A 25492-nucleotide genomic window follows, 5' to 3' on the forward strand; every position below is an offset into this window, starting at 1 on the left:
CCGGCGTACGGGGCCGGCGATGCACGAGGTGGCGTACGAGAAGCGCGGCTTACGGGCGGCGGCGTACGGGCGGCCGACGCGGCTCACGGGGTGGCGGCGGTAGAGGGACAGGCCACTGTCGGCCCGCCCCGTACCGCCGCCTCCGCCGGAGGCGTCAGGCGCTCAGTGCGCCGCCGACTCCCAGTCCTCGCCCACGCCCACGGAGACATCCAGCGGCGCCCGCAGCTGCGCCGCGGCCGACATCTGCGCGCGGACGATCGCCTCGACCCGCTCGCGTTCGCCCGGGGCGACCTCCAGCACGATTTCGTCGTGGACCTGGAGCAGCATCCGGGAGGAGAGCCCGGCCTCGCGCAGCGCGCTGTCGACGCGGAGCATCGCGACCTTGACGATGTCCGCCGCCGTGCCCTGGATCGGCGCGTTCAGCGCCATGCGCTCGGCCGCCTCACGGCGCTGCCTGTTGTCGCTGTTGAGGTCGGGCAGATAGCGGCGGCGGCCCAGCATCGTCGCCGTGTAACCCGTGGCCCGCGCCTCGTCCACCACACGCCGCAGATAGTCGCGCACCCCGCCGAACCGCTCGAAGTACGTGTCCATCAGCGCCCGCGCCTCGGCCGCTTCGATGCTCAGCTGCTGGCTGAGCCCGAACGCCGACAGACCGTAGGCCAGTCCGTACGACATGGCCTTGATCTTGCGGCGCATCTCGGCGTCGACCGCGGACCGCTCGACGCCGAAGACCTGGGAGGCCACGGTCGTGTGCAGGTCCTCGCCGGAGGTGAACGCCTCGAGCAGGCCCTCGTCCTCGGAGAGGTGGGCCATCACGCGCAGCTCGATCTGGCTGTAGTCGGCCGTCATCAGCGACTCGAAGCCTTCACCGACGACGAATCCGCGGCGGATGGCGCGGCCCTCGTCCGTACGCACCGGCACGTTCTGCAGGTTGGGGTCGGTGGACGACAGGCGTCCCGTGGCCGCGACCGTCTGGCTGAAGGTGGTGTGGATCCGGCCGTCCGCCGCGATGGTCTTGATCAGGCCCTCGACCGTGGAGCGCAGCCGCGCCTGCTCACGGTGGCGCAGCATGATCACCGGCAGCTCGTGCTCGGTCTGGGCGGCGAGCCAGGCCAGCGCGTCCGCGTCCGTCGTGTAACCGGTCTTGGTCTTCTTCGTCTTGGGGAGGTTCAGCTCGCCGAAGAAGACTTCCTGGAGCTGTTTGGGCGAGCCGAGGTTGAACTCGTGGCCCACCGAGGCGTGCGCCTCCTTCACCGCTTGCTGGACCGCGCCGGCGAACTGCTGCTCCATCGCCTCCAGATGGGCGCGGTCGGCGGAGATGCCGTGCCGCTCCATCCGGGCCAGCAGCAAGGACGTCGGCAGCTCCACGTCGTGCAGGAGCTCGGCGGCGCCGACCTCCTCGAGGCGGGTACGGAACGCCTCGCCGAGGTCGAGGACGGCGCGGGCCTGGGCCATCAGGGCGTCGGCCTCCGCCTGCTCCTCCTCGCTGCCGAAGGCCAGCTGCCCGTCGGCGGCGGCCGGGGCCAGCTCACGGTGGAGGTACTCGACGGACAGGGCGTCCAGAGCGAAGGACCGGCGGCCGGGCTTGACGAGATAGGCGGCGAGGGCGGTGTCCATCGTGATGCCCTGGATGTCCCAGCCGTGCTCGGGGAAGACCCGCAGCGCCTCCTTGGCGTTGTGCAGGATCTTCGGCCGGTCCGGGTCGGAGATCCAGGCGGCGAAGGCCCGCTCGTCGGCCTCGTCGAGCTGGGTCGTGTCGAACCAGGCGGCCTGGCCTCCCTCCTGGCCTTCGGCGGAGGAGGTGCCGGCGGCGAGCGCGATCTCGCTGACGTTGCCGACGCCGAGGGCCCAGGACGCGACGGTGGCGACACCGAGCGGCTGCCCGCCGTGCCGCTCCAGCCAGGGGGCCAGCTCGCCGGCGCCGAGCACGCTGCCGTCCAGCTCGACCCCGGCGGCCGGGGCGGGGGCCTCTTCCTCCGCGGCGCCCGGGTCGACCGCCAGGAGCCGCTCGCGCAGGCTCGGGTTGCGGATCTCCAGGACCTCCAGGAAGCCCTTCAGCGCGCTCCTGTCGTACGGAGCGCGCGCCAGGTCGGCGACGGACCGGGGCAGCTCCACGTCACGCACCAGCTCCGTCAGGTGACGGTTGAGCTTGACGGCCTCCAGATGGTCGCGCAGGGACTGCCCGACCTTGCCCTTGACCTCGTCCGCACGCTCCACCAGCTCCGCGAACGAACCGAACTGGGTGATCCACTTCGTGGCCGTCTTCTCGCCGACGCCGGGGATGCCCGGCAGATTGTCGGACGGGTCACCGCGCAGGGCCGCGAAGTCGGGGTACTGCGAGGGGGTCAGTCCGTACTTCTCCTGGACCTTCTCCGGGGTGAAGCGGGTCAGCTCGGAGACGCCCTTGGTCGGGTAGAGCACGGTCACGTGGTCGGAGACCAGCTGGAAGGAGTCCCGGTCGCCGGTGACGATCAGCACCTCGAACCCGGCGGCCTCGGCCTGGGTGGCGAGGGTGGCGATGATGTCGTCGGCCTCGAAGCCGTCCACGGCGAACCGCACCGCGTTCATCGTGTCGAGCAGCTCGCCGATCAGCTCGACCTGGCCCTTGAACTCGTCCGGCGTCGAGGAACGGTTCGCCTTGTACTCGGGGAAGTCCGCTGAGCGCCAGGTCTTGCGGGACACGTCGAAGGCCACGGCGAAATGCGTGGGCGCCTCGTCGCGCAGCGTGTTCGCCAGCATCGACGCGAAGCCGTAGATGGCGTTGGTCGTCTGGCCGCTCGCGGTCGTGAAGTTCTCCGCGGGCAGCGCGAAGAACGCCCGGTACGCCAGGGAATGCCCGTCCATGAGGAGCAGGCGCGGACGGATGTCGTCTGGGGTCTTCTTCGATGCTGTCTCGGCCACGAACACGATCCTGCCACGGACCACTGACAAAGCCGCCCACGGCCATCGACGGGGTCCGCTGTCGGCGACGCGTGACAGGATCGACGCCGACGAACGACCGATCCCGCGCTCGAAGGGGAGCACGATGGCCAGCAAGCCGCCCGCAGGCGACCCGGTTCAGGACGCACCGCAGATCGAGGCGCCCCAGGACGCCGCGGCAGGCCTGCCCGCGATCGGGCACACCCTCAGGATCGCCCAGCAGCAGATGGGCATGGCGCGCAGCGCCCGGACCCTGCTCAAGGTGAACCAGAAGGACGGCTTCGACTGCCCGGGCTGTGCGTGGCCCGAGGGCGAGAAGCGCCACGTGGCGGAGTTCTGCGAGAACGGCGCGAAGGCGGTGGCCGAGGAGGCGACGCTGCGCCGCGTCACGCCGGACTTCTTCGCCGCGCACCCGCTCTCCGACCTGGCGTCCCGCAGCGGTTACTGGCTGGGCCAGCAGGGCCGTATCACCGAGCCCGTGCTGCTGGAGGCGGGCGCGGACCGGTACGAGGCGGTGACGTGGGAGCGGGCTTTCGCGATCATCGCGGAGGAACTCAGGGCGCTCGGCTCCCCCGACGAGGCCCTCTTCTACACCTCGGGCCGCACCAGCAACGAGGCTGCGTTCCTGCTGCAGCTCTTCGCCCGCGAGTTCGGCACGAACAACCTGCCGGACTGCTCCAACATGTGCCACGAGTCCTCCGGCTCGGCCCTGACCGAGACACTGGGCGTGGGCAAGGGCAGCGTCTCCCTGGAGGATCTGCACCAGGCCGACCTGATCATCGTGGCCGGGCAGAATCCCGGTACGAACCATCCGCGGATGCTGTCCGCGCTGGAGAAGGCCAAGCAGTCCGGCGCGAAGATCATGTCGGTGAACCCGCTGCCCGAGGCGGGCCTGGGGCGCTTCAAGAACCCGCAGACGCCACAGGGCATGCTCAAGGGCGTCTCCCTCACCGATCTCTTCCTCCAGATCCGCATCGGCGGCGACCAGGCCCTCTTCCGCCTGCTCAACAAGCTCGTCCTGGAGGCGCGGGGCGCGGTCGACGAGGACTTCGTACGGGAACACACGCACGGCTTCGAGGAGTTCGCCGCCGCCGCGCGCGCCGCCGACTGGGACGAGACGCTCGCCGCGACCGGCCTCACCCGCGCGGACATCGAGCGCGCGGCGCGCATGGTGCTCGACTCGAAGCGCACGATCGTGTGCTGGGCGATGGGCCTGACCCAGCACAAGCACTCCGTGGCGACCATCAGGGAGGTCGTCAACCTCCTGCTGCTGCGCGGCAGCATCGGCCGGCCCGGCGCCGGGGTGTGCCCGGTGCGCGGGCATTCGAACGTGCAGGGCGACCGCACGATGGGCATCTTCGAGCGGCCCTCGACCGCCTTCCTCGACGCGCTGGAGAAGGAGTTCGGCTTCGCACCGCCGCGCCACCACGGCCTGGACGTGGTCCGGTCCATCCGGGCGCTGCGTGACGGCGACGCGAAGGTCTTCTTCGCCATGGGCGGCAACTTCGTCGGCGCCACCCCGGACACGGAGGTCACGGAGGCGGCGATGCGCCGCGCCCGTCTCACGGTCCATGTGTCGACGAAGCTCAACCGCTCGCACGCGGTGACGGGCACCCGCGCGCTGATCCTCCCGACGCTGGGCCGCACCGACAAGGACGTGCAGAAGAGCGGCAGGCAGATCGTGACGGTCGAGGACTCGATGGGCATGGTGCACGCCTCGCGGGGCAATCTGGCGCCGGCGAGCGCGCATCTGCTCTCCGAGCCGGCGATCGTGGCGCGCATGGCGCGCGCCGTGCTCGGCCCGGAGTCGGCGACCCCCTGGGAGGAGTTCGAGAAGGACTACGCGACGATCCGGGACCGGATCTCCCGGGTCGTGCCCGGCTTCGAGGACTTCGACAACCGGGTCGCACGCCCCGGCGGCTTCACCCTGCCGCACGCCCCGCGCGACGAACGCCGCTTCCCGACCGCCACCGGAAAGGCCAACTTCACCGCCGCACCCGTCGAGTACCCCGAGGTGCCCGAGGGCCGTCTCCTGCTGCAGACCCTGCGCTCCCACGATCAGTACAACACGACGATCTATGGCCTCGACGACCGTTACCGGGGCGTGCGGGGCGGCCGCCGCGTCGTCCTCGTCCACCCGGACGACGCGGCGGAGCTGGGCCTGGCCGACGGGGCGTACACGGATCTGGTCAGCGAGTGGAAGGACGGCGTCGAGCGCCGGGCCGCGGGGTTCCGGGTGGTGCACTACCCGACCGCGCGGGGCTGCGCCGCCGCGTACTACCCGGAGACCAATGTCCTGGTGCCGCTGGACGCCACCGCCGACACCAGCAACACCCCCGCCAGCAAGTCCGTGGTCGTGCGTCTGGAACAATCACCGTCCGCCTAAGCGTTTGCTCAGGCAGAGGTAGATCCTGGACACCGCAGACGCATGACGATCGGAGCCAGCACATGGGCGAGCAGACGACGGTGAAGTTCCCGCAAGAGGTCCTCGACGAGTACGCGGCACTCGGCGTCGACCTGCCCGCGCTGTTCTCCGCCGGGCATCTCGGCAACCGGATGGGCGTGCAGATCGTGGAGGCCTCCGCGGACCGCGTCGTCGGCACGATGCCCGTCGAGGGCAACACCCAGCCCTACGGTCTGCTGCACGGCGGTGCCTCCGCCGTCCTCGCCGAGACGCTCGGTTCCGTGGGCTCGATGCTGCACGGCGGGGTCTCCAAGATCGCCGTCGGCGTGGATCTGAACTGCACGCACCACCGGGGTGTCCGCTCCGGCTCGGTCACCGGAGTGGCCACCCCGGTGCACCGGGGCCGCTCGACGGCCACGTACGAGATCGTGATCACCGACGAGCAGGACAAGCGGGTCTGCACGGCCCGCCTGACCTGCATGCTGCGTGACGTCGGAGCCAAGGACGCCGAGCAGGTCCGGGGCGCTTCGGCCTGACGGCCCGGCCCACCGGGCGCGGCCGACGGCCCAACCGCGCCCGGCTGACGGCCCTCACGTACGCGCGCGGCTGACGGCCCGCACGTACGCGCTGCCGACGGCCCTAGCGGGCGACCGGCAGGGTGACGCTGCTGATCCCGGTCCGGACGGACAGTTCCGTCCCGGCCGGGTACCGGAGGGTGTAGTCGTGGTCGGTCGAGATCAGCACGACACCGAGCCGGTGCCCCTTCCTGAAGACGTGCTCCTGCGGCTGCATCCCCCACGTCAGGTGGTACTCGCGGCCTTCGACGGTCTTGCTCTCCCGCTCGAGCGAGTAGCGGTTGCGGATGTCCAGCCAGCCGCGCGACACGATCTTGAAGTCGGCGGTCTCGGTCCGGTGCCTGGTCCGGTAGGCGCACCCGGTGTCACCGGGGATGCCCTCTCCGTAGCAGACGAGCTGCGAGGTGTCCGTGACGGTGCCGGCGGTGGCGCGGGTGTCGGTGCCGTAGTCGACGAGCAACGCGGTCACATACGGTGAGGAACCGGCGAGTGACGCCCGTACCGACATCTTCGGCACGCCGTTGACGCGCAGGTCCTTCGGGAGCGGCCCCGTGGAGTACACGAGCCGGTCCGCCCGGGGTGTGCCGGGGTCGGCGACCAGCTGCTCGGCGGTGACGGTCCGCCCGGCGTCGGTCATCGTCTGCCGCACCGGCCGGCCGGGGAGCGGCGAGAGCCCGTCGGCGTTCAGCCGCAGGGTCAGGTCCCGGGTGGAACGGTCCGGCCAGTCCCGCTGCTGCCGCCAGCTGAAGTCGGCCTGCTCGACATCGACTCGGGGCGCGGTCGTCGCCCCGTTGTCCAGCCCGTAGAGCCAGTGGTCGAACCACTGGTGCAGCTGGTCCAGCCACTCCTCCATGCGCAGCGGCATCGGATTGCTGTGGCCCGCCTGGTGCAGCCAGAGCTTGCGCGGCACGTCGTGGCGCTTCAGCGCCTCCCACAACTGCCCGAAGTGCTGCGTCTTCACGTTCCAGTCGTTGCCGCCGTGGACGACGAAGACCCCGGCCTTGATCCTGCGTACGTCCTTCAGATAGTCCCGCTCCTTCCAGAAGCGGGTGAAGTCACCGGTGACCCGGTCCTGTTCGGCGGTCAGCCGGTCCAGCACGGGCTTGCAGATCTCCCGGTCGGCGCGGCTGTAGACGGCTTTCGCGAGGACGTCGGTGTCCTCGCCCTGGTAGCCGCCCGGCGCCACCACCCCGCCGCCGGCGCGGTAGTAGTCGTACCAGGAGGAGATCCCGGAGATGGGCACGATGGCCTTGAGGCCCTCGACTCCCGTCGTGGCCACGGCCGTCGGCAGTGTGCCGTTGTACGAGATGCCCATCATGGCCGTGTCACCGGTCGACCAGCCGGCGGAGACCGGCGTGCCGTCCGGGTCCCAGCCCCGGGCGCGGCCGTTCAGCCAGTCGACGGCGGCCTTCGCGCCGAGGGTCTCGTTGCGGCCGCCGGAGGTGGGGCAGCCGGTGGAGCCCCCGGTGCCGAGGCTGTCCAGCTGCGCGACCGCGTAGCCGCGGGGCAGGAAGTAGTTGTCGGTGTACCCCGACCAGGTGACGGAGGGGCCGACGAGTCCGGGGACCCGCTCCCCCGCCGCGAGCCGCCTGCCCGCGGGAAGGCCGTCCTCGTCCACGTCGACGTTGTGGAAGGGGACGTCGTCGATGCCCGCCCAGTACGGGCTCGCCTCGACGATCGTGGCGACCCGAAGGCCCGCGTCCGTCTCCTTCGGCCGCAGGATCCGCATCCGGACCGTGTCCCGGCGGCCGTCGCCGTCACTGTCCACCTCGGTCTCGATGTCGACCTGTTGATGAATCGCCTCGGCGCGCGAGAAGACCGGCTGGGTCCGGTCGCCGACGACGGACAGCGCGGGCGTCCCGGCCTGCGCCGCCGGCACGGGCAGCGCCGTCAGCAGGACGGCGGCCAGAGCCGCCGTACCCCATCTCCGTACCGTACGGACACGGGTCCGGTGGGCCGTGCGCATGCGGGTGGGTCTCGCCATCGTGTCTGCCTCCTGGGCCGGATGGATCCGCGACGGGTGATGAGCACGCGGGAAGCGCACGCACATTCCATCGCTTGCGCATCAGGCGCACCAGAGCGCAACTGCCGCCCGGTCGGGCCTTCTTGCCGCACGGGCCATTCCTCGGCACACACGGCAACCCCCGTTCCGCACCGCCCGTTGCCGGACCCGTGGGGGCGGGTCTAGCTTCGGCACATGACGACCGGTGCGCCGCCGCCTCACCTGCGGTGCACCCTTCTGCGCGCCGTCGTGGCGGCCGCCGCGCTGGCGGTCGGCGCGGCCGGCTGCGCGGATCACGACGCCGGGACGGCCCCCCGGCCGGCTCCCTCGCCACGGACCACCTCACCCCAGCAGTTGTGCACGACCCTCGTCACCCGGTGGGCGCAGCAGCTCCTCGCCGACGGTGGCAGCGGCTACGGCGACTACCAGTCGATGGGCCTGTCCAACGGCCAGTACGAGATCCTGCGCGCCGTCCTCGACGCCGCCCGCACCGAGGAACAACGCAACGGACCGGCGTCCGCACGACAGTTGATCGACCATCAGACCGCCCGGCGTTGTACGGAGCGCTACCGCGAAGGCGTTCCCACGGGCGGGCCGTGGCAATGAGCGGCGTCGGCCCCGTGGAGCCCGGAGAGTCCACGTACGCGGCGGAGCCCCCCGCCCCGGCTCCGCACCGCGCACCGGCCGGGAAGTGGACGGAGTTCGCCACACACCACCGGCGGGTGCTGACCGTCGTCCTCGTGGTCCTCGCCGTCGCCGCCGGCTCCGCATACCTCTACGCGACGCGCCCTCGCCCCGATCCCGGCCCCTGGCCCGCTCAGGCGGTTTCCGTGACGTACGCGGGCGCCGGACCGGCAGCCGTCCACCCCGGGGGGTCATTCCGCTTCTCGGTGGAAATCACGGCAGGCGCGGGGCCACCCGTCACGGTCGAGAGCATCCGCCAGCCGTCCGCGGCCCTGCACCTCACCGCGTCCCCGAATCCTCCTTTTACGGTGAAAACCGGCTCCACCCGCACCGCAGTGATCACCATCCATGTGGACGACTGCGAAAAAGCACCCCGAAATGCCGGGCTCCCTTTCCTGGATGTAACGCTCCGTAATGCCCGCGCAAAACAGGACCAGAGTTTCATCCTCGGCGACCGCTACGCGCGGGACCTGTCCCGGGCCGTGGCCGACTACTGCGAGCGACCACCACGCCTGTCATGACCAAAATAGGGAAACAGTCATGCACCCCATGCCGCAAATCCGTTCGGGATAACAAGAGCGTCACAGCATCGGCCGAGCGGTGCGGAATTCCCATTTACCCGCTTAGAGTCACGGCCAGTCACCGCGCCACCGGATTCCTTGCCAGCGAGGTTCCAGCGCTCGACTCGGCGCTCCACGAGGGGGTTGCCGTGCCAGGTGAAAGGACCAAATCGTGCGTCAACGTTCGCTCATAGCCATAACCGCAGCACTTGCCGCGGGGGCACTCACCCTTACCGCCTGTGGCTCGCGCGACGACAAGGGCGGGGACTCGACGGCCGGTGGCGACACCACCGTGGTCATCGGGATAGACGCGCCGCTTACCGGCGACCTCTCCGCTCTGGGTCTCGGCATCAAGAACTCCGTGGACCTCGCGGCCAAGCAGGCCAACGAGAAGAAGTACGTCAAGGGCGTCACCTTCAAGGTCGAGGCGCTCGACGACCAGGCGCAGCCCTCCTCGGGCCAGCAGAACGCCACCAAGCTCGTCGCCAACAAGGACGTGCTCGGCGTCGTCGGCCCGCTGAACTCCTCCGTCGCCGAGTCGATGCAGAAGGTCTTCGACGACGCGAAGCTCGTCGAGGTCTCCCCCGCCAACACCAACCCGGCCCTGACCCAGGGTGCGGACTGGAACAGCGGCACCAAGAAGCGCCCGTACAACTCGTACTTCCGTACGGCCACCACGGACGCCATCCAGGGCCCCTTCGCCGCGCAGTACCTCTTCAACGACGCCAAGAAGAAGAAGGTCTTCGTCGTCGACGACAAGAAGACCTACGGCGCCGGCCTCGCGGCCACCTTCAAGGCCGAGTTCACCAAGCTCGGCGGCAAGGTCGCCGGCGAGGACCACGTGAACCCGGAGACGAAGGACTTCTCCGCGGTCGCCACCAAGATCAAGAACTCGGGTGCCGACGTCGTCTACTACGGCGGCGAGTACCCCGCGGCCGGCCCGCTGAGCAAGCAGATCAAGAAGGCCGGCGCCAAGATCCCGCTGGTCGGCGGTGACGGCATCTACAGCGCCGAGTTCATCAAGCTCTCCGGCAAGGAGGGTGAGGGCGACCTCGCCACCTCCGTCGGCGCGCCCGTCGAGACCCTGCCGTCCGCCAAGGAGTTCGTCGCGAACTACGAGAAGGCCGGCTACAAGGAGGCCTACGAGGCGTACGGCGGCTACTCCTACGACTCGGCCTGGTCGATCATCGAGGCCGTGAAGAAGGTCGTCGACGACAACGGCGGCAAGCTTCCCGAGTCCAAGGACGCCCGCGCCAAGGTCCTCGAGGCCATGAAGGGTGTCTCCTTCGACGGTGTGACCGGCAAGGTCTCCTTCGACGAGTTCGGTGACGCCACCAACAAGCAGCTCACCGTGTACCAGTACAAGGGCGGCGCCTGGGCTGCCGTCAAGTCCGGTACGTTCACCGGCTGATCTCCACTCCGCATCACATGCATGGCCGCGCGGGGCGCTGCACCAAGCGCCCCGCGCGGTGTCATATCCGGCGAAAGACTTCGGAGGACCTGCGGTGAACGAGCTGCCGCAACAGCTGGTCAACGGCCTGCTACTCGGATCGATGTACGGGCTGGTCGCCATCGGCTACACGATGGTCTATGGCATTGTCCAGCTCATCAACTTCGCCCACGGCGAGATCTTCATGACCGGAGGCTTCGGTGCTCTCACGGTCTGGCTGATGCTCCCCTCGGGCACCACCATGTGGGTGGCCCTGCCGCTCATGATCATCGGCGCGATCATCGTCGCCACCACCATCGCCGTCGGGGCAGAGCGCTTCGCATACCGGCCATTGCGCACCGCACCACGACTCGCGCCGCTCATCACAGCGATCGGTCTGTCACTCGCCCTGCAGCAGGCCGTATGGGCGTGGTACCCCGGAGCCAAGTCCTCCCTGACCTTCCCGGAGATCCCCGGCGGCCCCTTCCACCTGGGCAGCGTCACCATCCAGACCGGCGACGTCTTCCTGCTGATCGCGGCCCCCATATCCATGGCCGTCCTGGGCTACTTCGTCATGAAGACCCGCACCGGACGCGGCATGCAGGCCACCGCACAGGACCCTGACACCGCCAAGCTCATGGGCGTCAACACCGACCGCATCATCGTGGTCGCCTTCGCCCTCGGCGCCGCCTTCGCCGCCATCGGAGCCGTCGCCTACGGCCTCAAGTACGGCGAGGTCAACTTCAAGATGGGCTTCCTGCTCGGCCTCAAGGCCTTCACCGCAGCCGTACTCGGCGGCATCGGCAACATCTACGGCGCCATGATCGGCGGTCTCGTCCTCGGCATCGCCGAGACCATGGCCACCGCCTTCATCGCCGACGTCCCTGGCATGCAGCAGCTCGGCGGCCAGGCCTGGGCCGATGTCTGGGCGTTCGTACTCCTCATCCTCGTGCTGCTCTTCCGGCCTCAGGGTCTGCTGGGCGAGCGCGTGGCGGACAGGGCGTGATCAACATGACTACTGAGACCACCACCGCGGACACCCCGCGTACCCCCGCTGCCGAGACGAGCACCGGCCTCATCGCCCTGCCCCCGCGCATCGCACGGGCCACCGCCACCGCAGGCGGCGCCCTCACCGTCGTCTCCGCCTTCACCGCCTGGACCTGGACGTCCGCCTTCCCCGGCGACCTCACGGTCTACGGCTACCCCGGCGGCCTCCAGTGGCTCGTCCTCATCGGCGGCGCCCTCACCACCCTGTTCGGCCTCGCGTCGTACGGAGTCAAGGGCACCCGCTGGCTCGCCCCCGCCGGAGCCGACGCGGCCATCAAGGTCGCCGCCCTCGGCACCTTCGCCACCGCCTGGTACACGATCCTCGCGATCAGTACCCAGCTCGGCGGCCTCGTCAACCTCGAGCCGGGCGGCATCCTGGCCGCAGTGGCCTCGCTCGCCGCACTCCTCGGCGCACTGGCCCTGCCCTTCGAACGGCCGGCCACCGAGCCCGCCGACCCCGAGGACACCGGCCCGGACCAGTTCAAGCACAACGCCGGCAACACGTGGACCGTCATCAAGGCCGCCTTCGCGACCGGCACCCTCACCCCGGCGCGCAAGCTCCCGGCCTACGCCGAGATCCTCATCCTCGCGGCCGCACTCGCACTCGGACTCGTCGTGTTCACCTACGGCATCGGCACCGAGTACGACGAGCTGTTCATCGGCTTCCTCATCACCGCCTGCTTCGGATTCGCGGCCCTCAGCAAGTCCGGACTCGTCGCACGCCTCTCCGCGATCGCCGCACGCCACCGCAACGTGGCCATGGTCGGCGCCTTCGCCGCCGCAGCCGCCTTCCCCTTCACCCAGTCCGACGACCAGTACGCGACCATCGGCGTCAACATCCTGATCTTCGCCACCGTCGCCCTCGGCCTCAACATCGTCGTCGGCCTCGTCGGCCTGCTCGACCTCGGATACGTCGCCTTCCTCGGCGTCGGCGCCTACGCCGCCGCCATGGTCTCCGGCTCCCCGTCGTCGCCGTTCGGCCTCCACCTGCCGTTCTGGGCCGCCATCCTCGTCGGCGCCGCCGCATCCATGGTCTTCGGCGTCCTCATCGGCGCCCCCACCCTGCGACTGCGCGGCGACTACCTCGCCATCGTGACGCTCGGCTTCGGTGAGATCTTCCGCATCGCCGTCAACAACATGGACGGGACCTCCGGCCCGGACATCACCAACGGCTCAAACGGCATCTCGTCGATCCCGAACCTCAACATGTTCGGCTTCGACTTCGGCGCCGAACACACCATCGCCGGCTTCACCATCGGCCGGTTCGCCAACTACTTCCTGCTCATGCTGCTGATCACACTCGTCGTCGTGGTGGTCTTCCGCCGCAGCGCCGAGTCCCGCATCGGCCGCTCCTGGGTCGCCATCCGCGAGGACGAGACCGCCGCCGAAGCCATGGGCATCAACGGCTTCCGCGTCAAGCTCGTCGCCTTCGCCCTCGGCGCCGCGCTCGCCGGTCTCGCCGGCGCCGTCCAGGCCCACGTCACCTACACCGTGACGCCCGAGCAGTACCAGTTCGCCCACGTCGTCCCGCCCAACTCCGCCTTCCTGCTCGCCGCGGTCGTCCTCGGCGGTATGGGCACGATCAGCGGACCGCTCGTCGGCGGCGCCCTCCTCTACCTCATCCCGAACAAGCTCCAGTTCATGGGTGAGTACCAGCTCTTCGCCTTCGGTGTCGCGCTCATCCTCCTGATGCGCTTCCGCCCCGAGGGCCTCATCCCCAACCGTCGCCGCCAGCTCGAGTTCCACGAGAACGAGGAAGCGCCCGCCACCCTCACCAAGGCAGGTGCCTGAACATGACCACAGACACCACCACGAAGACGACCGCCCCGACGCCGACCGGCGAGACGGTCCTCGACGCACGAGGCGTCACGATGCGCTTCGGCGGCCTCACCGCCGTACGCTCCGTCGACCTCACCGTGAACAGCGGCGAGATCGTCGGTCTCATCGGCCCCAACGGTGCCGGCAAGACCACCTTCTTCAACTGCCTCACCGGCCTCTACATCCCCACCGAGGGCGAGGTCCGGTACAAGGGCACGGTGCTGCCTCCGAAGTCCTTCAAGGTCACGGCCGCCGGCATCGCCCGGACGTTCCAGAACATCCGGCTCTTCAACAACATGACCGTGCTGGAGAACGTCCTCGTCGGCCGCCACACCCGCACCAAGGAAGGCCTCTGGTCCGCCCTGCTGCGCGGCCCCGGCTTCCACAAGGCCGAAGCCGCCTCCCGCGAACGGGCCATGGAACTCCTGGAGTTCATCGGCCTCGCCGGCAAGGCGGAACACCTCGCCCGCAACCTGCCGTACGGCGAACAGCGCAAGCTCGAGATCGCCCGCGCGCTCGCCAGCGAGCCCGGACTGCTCCTCCTCGACGAGCCCACCGCCGGCATGAACCCGCAGGAGACCCGCGCCGCCGAAGAACTCATCTTCGCCATCCGCGACCAGGGCATCGCCGTCCTCGTCATCGAGCACGACATGCGGTTCATCATGAACCTCTGCGACCGCGTGGCCGTCCTCGTCCAAGGCGAGAAGCTCATCGAGGGCGACAGCGCCACCGTCCAGAGCGACGAGCGCGTCATCGCCGCCTACCTCGGCGAGCCCTTCGAGGGCGAACCCGGCGAGGCGGAGGCCGCGGAGGTCGCCGAGGCCGAAGCAGCCGCAGAGGCGGCCGCGGCGGCCGAGCGCGGGACGGACTCCACCGAGGAGCCCACCGACGCCACGGCCGAGGCCGACGACTCGTCCGAGACCGAAGCGGACGACTCGGCGGACGACGAGGACGAGAACGACACCGACGCGCCGGACCCCGCACAGGACGACGCGCCGGAGCCCACCACCGACGCCGACAACGACGCCGACAAGGCCTCCGGTTCCGGCAAGGAGAACGACTGATGACCGCACTTCTCGAGGTCGAGGACCTGCGCATCGCCTACGGCAAGATCGAGGCCGTCAAGGGCATCTCGTTCAAGGTCGAGGCCGGCGAGGTCGTCACCCTCATCGGCACCAACGGCGCCGGCAAGACCACCACCCTGCGCACCCTCTCCGGGCTCCTCAAGCCCGTCGGCGGACAGATCAAGTTCAACGGCAAGTCCCTGCGCAAGGTCCAGGCCCACCAGATCGTCTCGCTCGGGCTCGCCCACTCCCCCGAGGGACGGCACATCTTCCCGCGCATGACGATCGAGGACAATCTGCTCCTCGGCGCCTTCCTCCGCAACGACAAGGAAGGCATCGCCAAGGACGTCCAGCGCGCCTACGACCTCTTCCCCATCCTGGGCGAACGCAGGAAGCAGGCGGCCGGCACGCTCTCCGGCGGCGAACAGCAGATGCTCGCCATGGGCCGGGCCCTCATGTCCCAGCCGAAACTGCTCATGCTCGACGAGCCGTCGATGGGCCTCTCACCCATCATGATGCAGAAGATCATGGCGACCATCGCCGAGCTCAAGGCCCAGGGCACCACCATCCTGCTCGTCGAGCAGAACGCCCAGGCCGCGCTCTCGCTGGCCGACCACGGCCACGTCATGGAGATCGGCAAGATCGTCCTCTCCGGCAGCGGACAGGACCTGCTCCACGACGAGTCCGTCCGCAAGGCGTACCTCGGCGAGGACTGACCTCCACCGCACGGACACGAGAGAGGCCCGCACCCCGAGGGGGTGCGGGCCTCTCCTCGTACCAACGGCGCCTACTGCCCCTTGGCGGCCTTCTTCTCCTCGGCGTCCTCGATGACCGCCTCCGCGACCTGCTGCATCGACAGCCGCCGGTCCATCGACGTCTTCTGGATCCACCGGAACGCCGCCGGCTCCGTCAGCCCGTACTGCGTCTGCAGAATGCTCTTCGCGCGATCCACCAGCTTGCGCGTCTCCAGACGCTGGGAAAGGTCCGCGACCTCCTGCTCCAGCGCCCTCAGCTCCGCGAAACGCGACACCGCCATCTCGATGGCCGGCACCACATCACTCTTGCTGAACGGCTTCACGAGATACGCCATCGCACCCGCGTCCCGGGCCCGCTCCACCAGATCGCGCTGCGAGAACGCGGTCAGCATCAGAACCGGAGCGATCGACTCCTCCGCGATCTTCTCCGCGGCGGAGATCCCGTCCAGCACCGGCATCTTCACATCCAGGATGACCAGATCCGGCCGGTGCTCCCGGGCGAGCTCGACGGCCCGCTGTCCGTCCCCGGCTTCCCCGACGACCGTGTAGCCCTCTTCCTCCAGCATCTCTTTCAGGTCGAGGCGGATCAGGGCCTCGTCCTCTGCGATGACGACGCGGGTCGTCAGCGGCGGGACGTGCGACGCGTTGCCGTCGTCGGCGACGGGCTGGGGCGACTCGGGGGCGGTCACGGGAGCTCCTCGGTGCGGGGCAGGTACTGCACTGAGAAGCCTACCTAGCTGAGGCCGTCGACCTTCACCCGGTACACTCCCACCAGCAACCTTGCCGGGTTGGCGGAATGGCAGACGCTGATGTCTCAAACACATCTGTCCGAAAGGACGTGCGGGTTCGAATCCCGCACCCGGCACAGTCTGCAAGCGGATGTTCACGTTCTCGTGAACATCCGCTTTGTGTTACGCGCGGCGATGGAGAACCACGCACTGTAGCCACATGACTGGCACTGTTGTGCGACAGAGAGCCCTGGCTCTCCTGCATGGTGGCGCGAGAAACGCCGATGTGAGCCGCCTCCTCGACGTGCCCGCGGGCACCGTCGCCTACTGGCTCCACCAGGACCGAGCGGAACGCGGCGAATGCCCGGGGAGGCATGCGCCTCCCTGCCCGCGCTGCGACGGGCGTGAACTCGATCGGGCGGCCTACGCGTACCTGCTCGGGCTATATCTCGGCGACGGGCACATCGTCCACTACTCGGGCCACCGCATTCCGAGCCTCATGATCACCTGTGCCGAACAGTGGCCGGGGCTCATGGACGAATGTGAGGCGGCGATGCGCGCCGTCTTCCCCGACAACTCCGTCTGCCGGGTGCGCAAGCCGGGGTGCCGCAACGTCAAGGTGTACTCGAACCACCTCACCTGCCTGTTTCCGCAACACGGCCCAGGCAGGAAGCACGAGCGTCCGATCGTCCTGGAGGCGTGGCAGCAGGAGATCGTGGACGCGCATCCGTGGGAGTTCGTGCGGGGACTCGTCCACTCCGACGGGTGCCGCAACATGAACTGGACGACCCGCGTCGTCGGGGGCGAGCGGAAGCGGTACGAGTATCCGCGTTACTGGTTCACGAACGTCTCGGACGACATCCGCCTGTTGTACACGGACACCCTCGACAAGCTGGGCATCGAGTGGAAGGACTGCACCCGTGCAGGCCAGCCGTACAACATATCCGTGGCCCGGCGCGCGTCCGTCGCGTTGATGGACGCGCACATCGGGCCGAAGTACTGAGGGCTCCCGCGGCGCGCGGCTCAGGCGTGGAGCAGTTGGTTGAAGAAGGTCCGGTAGCGCTGGAGTGCGACCCGGAGGCCTTCCGTTTCGATCTCCTCGCCGCGGCTCCACTGGGCTTCGAGGTCCTGCTTGTTGTCGGCGAAGGTGGCCGCGAGGGACTGGATCACTTCGGCGACCAGGGCGTCGGCGGCGCGGACGGAGTCCTTGGGGTCGTCGACGAAGGTGCCCTGGATCTCCTGCCAGCGGTCGCGGTAGTCCTCGGCCGCTTCGGCAGGGATGAGGGGCTGCCCGTCCGTCGCGGCAGGTTCGGGTGCCGGTTCAGGGGCGAGGTCGGAAGCGGCTTCGGGCGCCTCCTCGGGTGCGGCTTCGGGAGCCCGTCCTGCGGTGTCCGGGGTGGCCTCGCCCGGGTAGGCAGGTGGCGGCGATTCCGCAGCCGCGGTGGACCTGGGATGTGCCAGGTCGTCCGTGGTGAGGCCGCCGGCCTGCGTGTCTCGGCTGGTGTCGGTGTCGCGGTTGCGCATGTCAACTCACCTCGTCCGGGGCGGGGTCAGGCCGCGTCGTGCCGTGTCTGCCGGTCGCCGAGGAGCTCCTGGAACAGGGTGCGGTAGTGCAGCATGGCGCCGCGGAGTTCTTCGGTGGTGGCCCGGCCGTTCCTGTTGCGGAGGCCGATGTCGTGGGCGGCGCGGTAGTGCTCCAGGGTGCGTCCGTGTTCGACGGAGAGGTCCCGGAGTTGTTGGTCGTAGCCTTCCGTGGGGTAGCCGCGGTCGCTCATGAGCCGGGTGACCAGGCGGTCGGCGTCGTCGACGCTCCTGCCCGGTTCGTCGACGAAGTGTTCTTCGACGCCCTTCCACTCGGTGGAGTAGCGTTCGCGGGCTCCGGCCGGCAGTTCCCTGATGTCGAGGTCCTTGTGCCGTTGCTTCCGGGAGCTCAGCTCGCGCTCGGCGGTGAGGCGGCTGTCGTCGGCCTCGACGGTCCGCTCGTATTCGGGTCCGAACTGTTCCTGGAGGCGGCGTCGGCGCATGGCGAGCCATATGCCGGTGCCGATGATGATCAGGAGGACCGCGATCACGGCGATGATGGCGATGAGTGTTCCTGTGGACATCCGGACCTCCATGTGAGTCCGTTGTCGGCGCGGCCCTGTGCTCTGCGGTCAGGGCCCTCTGTAGTCGCCGACTGCCCAGGACGAGTCCGGACAAACACTCTCAGGAGTTCGGGTTGTCCTCTCCGATGTGGTGGACGCGTACGAGGTTCGTCGAGCCGGGGACTCCGGGTGGGGAGCCGGCGGTGATCACGACGGTGTCGCCTTTGCGGCAGCGGCCGATCCTGAGGAGTTCCTCGTCGACCTGGGCAACCATGGCGTCGGTGGACTCGACGCGCGGGCCGAGGAAGGTTTCGACGCCCCAGGTGAGGTTGAGCTGGGAGCGGGTGGCCGGGTCGGGGGTGAAGGCCAGGAGGGGGATCGGGGAGCGGTAGCGGGAGAGGCGGCGGACGGTGTCGCCGGACTGGGTGAAGGCGACGAGGAACTTGGCGCCGAGGAAGTCGCCCATTTCGGCGGCGGCGCGGGCGACGGCGCCGCCCTGGGTGCGCGGTTTGTTGCGTTCGGTGAGGGGCGGGAGGCCTTTGGCGAGGACGTCTTCCTCGGCGGCTTCGACGATGCGGCTCATGGTGCGGACGGTGCCGACGGGGTATTTGCCGACGCTGGTTTCGCCGGAGAGCATCACGGCGTCGGTGCCGTCGATGACGGCGTTGGCGACGTCGGAGGCTTCGGCGCGGGTGGGGCGGGAGTTGTCGATCATCGAGTCGAGCATCTGGGTGGCGACGATGACCGGCTTGGCGTTGCGCTTGGCGAGCTTGATCGCGCGCTTCTGGACGATGGGGACCTGTTCCAGTGGCATTTCGACGCCGAGGTCGCCGCGGGCGACCATGATGCCGTCGAAGGCGGCGACGATGTCGTCGATGTTGTCGACGGCCTGGGGCTTTTCGATCTTCGCGATGACGGGGAGGCGTCGGCCTTCCTCGTCCATGACGCGGTGGACGTCGTCGATGTCGTGTCCGCTGCGGACGAAGGAGAGGGCGATGACGTCGGCGCCGGTCCTGATCGCCCAGCGGAGGTCTTCGATGTCCTTCTCGGAGAGCGCGGGGACGGAGACGGCGACTCCGGGGAGGTTGAGGCCCTTGTGGTCGGAGACGACGCCGCCTTCGACGACGGTGGTGTGTACGCGGGGTCCGTCGATCGCGGTGACTTCGAGGGCGACGCGGCCGTCGTCGACGAGGATGCGTTCTCCGGTGGTGACGTCGGCGGCGAGTCCCGCGTAGGTGGTTCCGCAGGTGTGGCGGTCGCCTTCGACGGATTCGACGGTGATGGTGAATTCGTCGCCGCGTTCAAGGAGTACGGGTCCTTCACGGAAGCGGCCGAGGCGGATCTTCGGGCCTTGAAGGTCGGCGAGGACGCCGACGCTGCGGCCGATTTCGTCGGAGGCCTTGCGGACGTGCCGGTAGCGCTCCTCGTGCTCGGCGTAGGTGCCGTGGCTGAGGTTGAAGCGGGCGACGTCCATTCCGGCCTCGACCAGTGCCTTGATCTGGTCGTACGAGTCGGTGGCGGGGCCCAGTGTGCAGACGATCTTTGCTCGGCGCATGGTCCGAGCCTATGTCTTACCCGTGGGTAGAGAATTGGTGGCGCATGACTACTCAACAACCTTTACGTGAAGGGTTATTGACAAGTATTGAATTGTGCATGGGGGCGCTCTTTTGAGCAATTGAACGCCCCCGGGTCCGGGGTCACAGCTGTGGTGGCGTCATGGTGAAGCGGGCGTTGACCTGGGCGTGGACCGTCTGCCGTTCGGGTTCGAGGTCGAGGGCGGGAGCGGCTTCGGGGGCTGATCCGGCGAATGCGGCGGAGCGCAGGGCGCCGGGGGCCGGGGGCATGCCGTAGGTCATGGGGGCTTCGGCGCCGAGGTCGGCGAGTTCGACGAGCGCGGAGAGGCGGGCGCCGAGGGCGTCGGCGTATTCGCGGGCGCGCTGGACGGCTTCGAGGACGGCTTGGCGGCGGGCTTCGCCGTGGGCCGGGGAGTCGGGCCGCAGCGACCACCAGGGGCCGTCGACGCGGGTCAGGTCGAGGTCGGCGAGGCGGGTGGTGAGTTCTCCGAGGGCGGTGAAGTCGCCGAGTACGGCGGTGATGTGGACGCGGCCGTGGTAGGCGCGGATGCGTTCGCCTCGGCCGTGCTGGGCGAGTTCGGGGCTGATGGAGAAGGCTCCGGTCTCCAGCTTCTCGACCGCGTCGCCATAGGACTTGATGAGGTCGAGCACCTGGCCGTTGCGGCGGGTGAGGTCGTCGAGGGCGGCTCTGCGGTCCTTGCCCCGTGCGCTGACGGTGACTCCGATCCTGGCGATCTCGGGGTCGACCTCCAGCCGTGCCTCTCCGCGTACCGCGACGCGTGGCATTTCGGGGGTGCCGAAGGGCGGCGGTGTGGGTGGTGGCGTGGGCTGCGGCGTGTCGCTGGTCATGTGGGCTCCCTCGCTGTTGTCCTCGGACACTTTCGCACGCGGGGTTCCCTGCGCCAGACTCTACGCGCGTTGTGCCACGCGCGTAGTGTCACTGGACAGGGGAGAATTCATGCCGCTCAATCGCAGGACGTTCCTGGGCCGTTCGGCCGCCGCGGGGGCCGGGGTCGCCATCGCGGGCGGTGCCGCCGTTCCCGCCGCGGCCCATGGCCGCGGCGGCCGGGAGAGGCGGTACTCGTTCACCGTCATGGGCACCACGGACCTGCACGGGAACGTCTTCAACTGGGACTACTTCACCGACAAGGAGTTCGACGACAAAGCCCACAACGACGTGGGGCTGGCCAAGATCTCCACGCTGGTGAACCAGGTCCGCGAGGACAAGGGCAGGCGCAACACGCTCCTCATCGACGCCGGCGACACCATCCAGGGCACCCAGCTGTCGTACTACTACGCCAAGGTCGACCCGATCACCGCCCACCGGGGTCCGGTGCATCCGATGGCGCAGGCCATGAACGCCATCGGCTACGACGCCGCGGCGCTCGGCAACCACGAGTTCAACTACGGCATCCCGGTGCTGCGCAAGTTCCAGAAGCAGTGCGACTTCCCGCTCCTCGGCGCGAACGCGCTGGACGCGAAGACGCTGCGGCCCGCGTTCCCGCCGTACAGCATGCACCGCCTGTGCACCCCGCACGGCCGGGACGTGAAGGTCGCGGTCCTCGGGCTGACGAACCCGGGCATCGCGATCTGGGACAAGGCCAACGTCAGCGGGAAGATGGTGTTCCCCGGTCTGGAGGAGCAGGCGGCGAAGTGGGTGCCGAAGCTGCGTTCGATGGGTGCGGACGTCGTGATCGTGTCGGCGCACTCCGGGTCCAGCGGTACGTCCTCGTACGGTGACCAGCTTCCGTACGTCGAGAACGCGGCGGCTCTGGTGGCCGAGCAGGTGCCGGGCATCGACGCGATCCTCGTCGGACACGCGCACACGGAGATCGCCGAGTACGTCGTCACGAACAAGGGGACGGGGAAGCCGGTCGTGCTGTCCGAGCCGCTGAAGTGGGGCCAGCGGCTGACCCTCTTCGACTTCGACCTGGTGTGGGAGCGGGGCCGCTGGACGGTGGCGAAGGTGGGGGCCAAGGTCCTCGACTCCAACACCGTCGCCGAGGACCCGAAGATCACGGGTCTGCTCTCCGACGAGCACAGGAAGGTCGTCGCGTACGTCAACCAGGTCATCGGTACGTCCACGGCGGCGATGACCACGGCCGAGGCGCCGTGGAAGGACGAGCCGATCATCGATCTGATCAACCATGTGCAGGCGGAGACGGTGAAGGCGGCGCTGGCGGGCGGCCAGTACGCGGCGTTGCCGGTGCTGTCGCAGGCGTCGTGCTTCTCCCGTACGGCGGCGATCCCGGCCGGGCAGGTGACGATCCGGGACGCGGCGGGTCTCTACCCGTTCGAGAACACGCTGGAGGCACGGCTGATGACCGGTGCCCAGCTGAAGGACTATCTGGAGTACTCGGCGCGGTACTACGTGCAGACGCCGGCCGGGGCGCCCGTGGACACGGCGAAGCTGACGAACGCCGACGGCACGCCGGACTACAACTACGACGCCGTCTCGGGGCTGACGTACGAGATAGACATCGCGAAGCCGGCCGGGTCGAGGATCGTGAACCTGTCCTTCGAGGGTGCTCCGCTCGACCCGGCGGCGCGGTTCGTGCTGGCGGTGAACAACTACCGGGCCAGTGGCGGTGGCGCGTTCCCGCATGTCGCGAAGGCCGAGCAGCTGTGGGCGAACTCGGAGGAGATCCGCAACACGATCATCCAGTGGGTGCAGGCGAAGGGGACGGTGGACCCGGCCGCGTTCGCGTCCGTGGGGTGGAAGCTCACGCGGGACGGCGCTCCGGTCTTCTAGGGGTGTCTAGCGTCGTTCTTCGAGCGGGGTGAGCAGGGGCGTCTGGCCGGGAATGCCGGGCGCCTCCCGCCGCTCCAGGCCGAAGCTGGTGAAGGCGGTGCGGCGCGGCAGCGGGCAGGGCTCCTTGCCGGTGAGGGAGTTGAGGATGGTCGCGCTGCGCCAGGCGGCGAGTCCGAGGTCGGGTGCGCCGACGCCGTGTGTGTGCCGCTCGGCGTTCTGTACGTACACGGAGCCGGTGACGGCCGGGTCGAGGACGAGGCGGAACTGTTCGTCGATCCGGGGCCGGTGGGAGGAGTCGCGGCGCATGTACGGGTCGAGGCTGACGAGGAGCCGGTCGAGGGGGCGCTCCCGGTAGCCGGTGGCGAGGACGACGGCGTCGGTGGTGAGCCGGGAGCGGGTGCCCTGCTGGAGGTGCTCCAGATGGAGCTCGACCTGGGTGGTGGCGACCCGGCCGGCGGTGCGGACCTGGACGCCGGGGGTGAGGACGGTGTCGGGCCAGCCGCCGTGCAGGCTGCGGCGGTAGAGCTCGTCGTGGATGGCGGAGATGGTTTCGGCGTCGATGCCCTTGTGGAGCTGCCACTGCTGGGGGACGAGTCCGTCCCGTACGGTCTCGGGCAGGGCGTGGAAGTAGCGGGTGTAGTCGGGTGTGAAGTGTTCCAGGCCGAGCTTGGAGTACTCCATGGGGGCGAAGGCCTCGGTGCGGGCCAGCCAGTGGATCCCCTCGGCCCCGGCGGGGCGGGCGCGCAGCAGGTCGAGGAAGACCTCGGCGCCGGACTGGCCGGAGCCGATGACGGTGATGTGCCCGGCCTCGAGGAGCTGCTCGCGGTGTTCGAGGTAGTCGGCGGAGTGGAGTACGGGGACGCCGGGGGCGTCGACGAGCGGTCTGAGCGCTTCGGGTACGTGGGGCTCGGTGCCGATGCCGACGGCGATGTGGCGGGCGTAGGCGCGGCCGAGTGACTCCGCTCCCCCGCCCGCGTCGAGCTGGGTGAAGTCGACCTCGAACAGGGCGCGTTCGGGGTTCCAGCGGACCGCGTCGACCTGGTGGCCGAAGTGGAGTCCGGGCAGTCTGGCGCTGACCCAGCGGCAGTAGGCGTCGTACTCCGCGCGCTGGATGTGGAACTTCTCGGCGAAGTAGAAGGGGAAGAGCCGCTCCCGGGCCTTGAGGTAGTTGAGGAACGACCAGGGGCTTGTCGGGTCGGCGAGGCTCACCAGGTCGGCGAGGAAGGGCACTTGGAGGGTGGTGCCGTCGATGAGGAGCCCGGGGTGCCAGTGGAAGGCGGGGCGCTGCTCGTAGAAGGTGGCGGCGAAGCCGCCCGCGCCCTCCCCGGGCAGCCCGTGGGCGAGGGCGGCGAGGGAGAGGTTGAAGGGCCCGATGCCGATGCCCACCAGGTCGTGGGGCTGGTCGGGCTCTGGGGCGCCAGGGGCGGGCGTGCCGGTCATCGGGGGATGCTGCCTTCCGCTACGAGTGCGATGAGGGTGTCGAGGTCGTCCGGGGTGAGGTGGGGGTTGAGCAGGGTCGCCTTGAGCCACAGGCGGCCGTCGGCGCGGGCGCGGCCGAGGACGGCGCGGCCGTCGTGGAGGAGGCCGCGGCGGACGGCGGCCACGGTGTCGTCGCTCGCGCCGCGCGGGCGCAGCAGGACGGTGGACAGGACGGGGCGTTGGTGGAGTTCCAGCGCCGGGGTCTTCTCGACGAGGTCGGCGAGGTCCTGGGCGGCGTCGCAGGTGCGGTCGACGAGGTCGGCGAGCCCGTTCCGGCCGAGGGCGCGGAGGGTGACGGCGATCTTGAGGATGTCCGGGCGGCGGGTCGTGCGCAGCGAGCGGCCGAGGAGGTCGGGCAGCCCGGCTTCGGTGTCGTCGTCGGGGTTGAGGTAGTCGGCGGTGTGGGACAGGGGTGCGAGCAGGGTGTGGTCGGGTACGGCGAGGATGCCCGCGGCGATCGGCTGCCAGCCCAGTTTGTGCAGGTCGAGGGTGACGGAGTGGGCGCGGTCGAGGCCGCGGAGCAGTTCGCGCCGGCGCGGGCTGAACAGCAGCGGTCCGCCGTAGGCGGCGTCGATGTGGAGCTCGGCGCCGTGCCGTTCGCAGAGGGCGGCGATGCCGGGGAGCGGGTCGATGTGTCCGGTGTCGGTGGTGCCGGCGGTGGCGGTGACGAGGACCGGGCGGCCGTGCAGTGCGGTGAGGGCGTCGTCGAGGGCGGCGGGGTCGGTGGTGCCGGCGCGGGCGGGGACGGTGACCGGCGCGGGCAGGCCGAGCAGCCAGGCGGAGCGGCGGACCGAGTGGTGGGTGTGCGCCCCGCAGACGACCTGGACGGTGCCGTGGCGCTCGCGGGCGAGGAGGAGGGCGAGCTGGTTGGCTTCGGTGCCGCCGGTGGTGACGAGGGCGTCGGGGCGGGGGGCGGCCGGATAGACCTCGGCGGCCAGGGCCCGGGTGACCTCGGCCTCCAGCGCGGAGGCGGCGGGTGCCTGGTCCCAGGAGTCCAGGGAGGGGTTGAGCGCGGAGGCGGCGAGATCGGCGGCGACGGCGAGCGCGAGCGGCGGGGTGTGGAGGTGGGCGGCGCAGCGCGGGTCGGCGGGGTCGGCGGCGCCGTACGCGAAGGCTTCGACGAGGGTGCGGAGCGCTTCGGCCGCGCCGTGGCCCTCGGCGGGGACGACCGGTGTGACGGTCTCCCGCACGGCCCGGGTCAGCGGGGCGGGCCCGCCCGGGGGGAGCGGCCCGCCGCGCGCGACCGCGCCTGCGCGGAGCGCGTCGAGCACGACGGCGAGCAGGGGCCGCAGCGCGTCGGGGCCGGCGGTGCCTCCGGCGAGGGGCGGGATGGTCATGCGTCCAGCCTGGCGCGTTGCGCCCGAAGTACCCGAAATCCGCGGCGATCTCAACCCGAATGGGGTACGCCGCCGGGGGCGCACGCCGCGCCCCGAACGCGCCCGATGCGACCCCGGCGATCGGGGCCCGCCCCCGGGTTCCGATGGCTCCCGGAGCGCCCGCACGGTCCCGAGTTCGCGGTCCGGTCCCCGGGCGCGGCGTCCGGAGGGGCTCGTACCGTCCGGGGCAGGCGTCACCCGACGTCACGCCGATGTGCCCGGCCTCGGAGGCCGGGCACGTC

20 protein-coding genes and 1 tRNA gene are annotated in these 25492 nt (G+C 69.9%); 12 read left to right on the forward strand and 9 right to left on the reverse strand.

Annotated elements, in window-relative coordinates; all coding sequences use genetic code 11:
* Positions 1 to 162: 162 nt before the first annotated feature.
* Positions 163 to 2844 carry a DNA polymerase I gene (gene polA / locus OG766_RS08350; protein WP_266378131.1) on the reverse strand — a complete coding sequence of 894 codons (2682 nt, stop codon included), beginning with the start codon at positions 2842 to 2844 and terminating at the stop codon, positions 163 to 165.
* Between the two features lie 181 nt (positions 2845 to 3025).
* On the opposite strand from polA, the gene OG766_RS08355 reads away from it, so the two are divergent.
* Both OG766_RS08355 and OG766_RS08360 read left to right on the forward strand, forming a co-directional pair.
* On the forward strand, positions 3026 to 5305 hold the full coding sequence (locus OG766_RS08355; protein WP_266374999.1) for an FdhF/YdeP family oxidoreductase: 2280 nt from the start codon (positions 3026 to 3028) through the stop codon (positions 5303 to 5305).
* Positions 5306 to 5367: 62 nt separating this feature from the next.
* Positions 5368 to 5859 (forward strand): PaaI family thioesterase, encoded by a 492-nt coding sequence (locus OG766_RS08360; protein WP_266374998.1) that lies wholly within the window; start codon positions 5368 to 5370, stop codon positions 5857 to 5859.
* Between the two features lie 103 nt (positions 5860 to 5962).
* Here OG766_RS08360 and OG766_RS08365 read toward each other — a convergent pair whose 3' ends face one another.
* Entirely contained in the window at positions 5963 to 7882 is a 1920-nt protein-coding gene (locus OG766_RS08365) for a Xaa-Pro dipeptidyl-peptidase (protein WP_328724937.1), read from the reverse strand.
* Between the two features lie 213 nt (positions 7883 to 8095).
* Here OG766_RS08365 and OG766_RS08370 point away from each other — a divergent pair, with 213 nt between their 5' ends.
* The 7 genes from OG766_RS08370 (at position 8096) to OG766_RS08400 (ending at position 15218) form a co-directional block, all read left to right on the forward strand.
* A complete protein-coding gene (locus OG766_RS08370; protein WP_328724938.1) occupies positions 8096 to 8506 on the forward strand; it encodes a hypothetical protein in 411 nt (136 codons plus the stop codon).
* Positions 8507 to 8622: 116 nt separating this feature from the next.
* Positions 8623 to 9105, forward strand: coding sequence for a Tat pathway signal sequence domain protein (locus tag OG766_RS08375; RefSeq protein WP_323137243.1), 483 nt, complete (start codon positions 8623 to 8625; stop codon positions 9103 to 9105).
* A gap of 211 nt (positions 9106 to 9316) precedes the next feature.
* Positions 9317 to 10555, forward strand: a complete 1239-nt coding sequence (locus tag OG766_RS08380) for a branched-chain amino acid ABC transporter substrate-binding protein (protein ID WP_266374993.1) — start codon at positions 9317 to 9319, stop codon at positions 10553 to 10555.
* Positions 10556 to 10649: 94 nt separating this feature from the next.
* Positions 10650 to 11579 carry a branched-chain amino acid ABC transporter permease gene (locus tag OG766_RS08385; protein ID WP_266374992.1) on the forward strand — a complete coding sequence of 310 codons (930 nt, stop codon included), beginning with the start codon at positions 10650 to 10652 and terminating at the stop codon, positions 11577 to 11579.
* Between the two features lie 5 nt (positions 11580 to 11584).
* Positions 11585 to 13411 (forward strand): branched-chain amino acid ABC transporter permease, encoded by a 1827-nt coding sequence (locus OG766_RS08390; RefSeq protein WP_328724939.1) that lies wholly within the window; start codon positions 11585 to 11587, stop codon positions 13409 to 13411.
* Between the two features lie 2 nt (positions 13412 to 13413).
* Entirely contained in the window at positions 13414 to 14502 is a 1089-nt protein-coding gene (locus tag OG766_RS08395) for an ABC transporter ATP-binding protein (RefSeq protein WP_328724940.1), read from the forward strand.
* A complete protein-coding gene (locus OG766_RS08400) occupies positions 14502 to 15218 on the forward strand; it encodes an ABC transporter ATP-binding protein (RefSeq protein WP_266374987.1) in 717 nt (238 codons plus the stop codon). Before OG766_RS08395 ends, OG766_RS08400 begins: the two co-directional genes overlap by 1 nt.
* Positions 15219 to 15289: 71 nt before the next feature.
* Here the strand turns inward: OG766_RS08400 and OG766_RS08405 are convergent, their stop codons facing one another.
* Positions 15290 to 15946: an ANTAR domain-containing response regulator gene (locus tag OG766_RS08405; protein WP_266374986.1), complete on the reverse strand. Its 657-nt coding sequence runs from the start codon at positions 15944 to 15946 to the stop codon at positions 15290 to 15292.
* A gap of 93 nt (positions 15947 to 16039) precedes the next feature.
* Between OG766_RS08405 and OG766_RS08410 the strand changes: the two genes are divergently transcribed.
* Both OG766_RS08410 and OG766_RS08415 read left to right on the forward strand, forming a co-directional pair.
* Positions 16040 to 16122 (forward strand) — tRNA-Leu (locus tag OG766_RS08410).
* A gap of 83 nt (positions 16123 to 16205) precedes the next feature.
* Entirely contained in the window at positions 16206 to 16988 is a 783-nt protein-coding gene (locus OG766_RS08415) for a helix-turn-helix domain-containing protein (protein WP_328724941.1), read from the forward strand.
* Positions 16989 to 17008: 20 nt separating this feature from the next.
* Here OG766_RS08415 and OG766_RS08420 read toward each other — a convergent pair whose 3' ends face one another.
* From OG766_RS08420 to OG766_RS08435, 4 genes are all read right to left on the reverse strand, one after another.
* A complete protein-coding gene (locus OG766_RS08420; RefSeq protein ID WP_328724942.1) occupies positions 17009 to 17509 on the reverse strand; it encodes a hypothetical protein in 501 nt (166 codons plus the stop codon).
* A gap of 26 nt (positions 17510 to 17535) precedes the next feature.
* A complete protein-coding gene (locus tag OG766_RS08425; RefSeq protein WP_266374983.1) occupies positions 17536 to 18090 on the reverse strand; it encodes a hypothetical protein in 555 nt (184 codons plus the stop codon).
* A gap of 100 nt (positions 18091 to 18190) precedes the next feature.
* Positions 18191 to 19624, reverse strand: a complete 1434-nt coding sequence (gene pyk, locus OG766_RS08430) for a pyruvate kinase (RefSeq protein WP_328724943.1) — start codon at positions 19622 to 19624, stop codon at positions 18191 to 18193.
* A 142-nt stretch (positions 19625 to 19766) separates the two neighbouring features.
* Positions 19767 to 20492, reverse strand: coding sequence for an SIMPL domain-containing protein (locus OG766_RS08435; RefSeq protein WP_328724944.1), 726 nt, complete (start codon positions 20490 to 20492; stop codon positions 19767 to 19769).
* A 109-nt stretch (positions 20493 to 20601) separates the two neighbouring features.
* On the opposite strand from OG766_RS08435, the gene OG766_RS08440 reads away from it, so the two are divergent.
* A complete protein-coding gene (locus OG766_RS08440) occupies positions 20602 to 22395 on the forward strand; it encodes a bifunctional metallophosphatase/5'-nucleotidase (RefSeq protein WP_328724945.1) in 1794 nt (597 codons plus the stop codon).
* 6 nt (positions 22396 to 22401) lie between these two features.
* Here the strand turns inward: OG766_RS08440 and OG766_RS08445 are convergent, their stop codons facing one another.
* Positions 22402 to 23835: a lysine N(6)-hydroxylase/L-ornithine N(5)-oxygenase family protein gene (locus tag OG766_RS08445; protein WP_266374978.1), complete on the reverse strand. Its 1434-nt coding sequence runs from the start codon at positions 23833 to 23835 to the stop codon at positions 22402 to 22404.
* Complete coding sequence (locus tag OG766_RS08450) at positions 23832 to 25211, reverse strand: pyridoxal phosphate-dependent decarboxylase family protein (protein ID WP_328724946.1); 1380 nt, start codon at positions 25209 to 25211, stop codon at positions 23832 to 23834. The genes OG766_RS08445 and OG766_RS08450 overlap by 4 nt, the downstream gene beginning before the upstream one ends.
* Positions 25212 to 25492 lie beyond the last annotated feature (281 nt).

It is taken from the genome of Streptomyces sp. NBC_00259 (assembly GCF_036181745.1).
Lineage (GTDB): Bacteria > Actinomycetota > Actinomycetes > Streptomycetales > Streptomycetaceae > Streptomyces > Streptomyces pratisoli.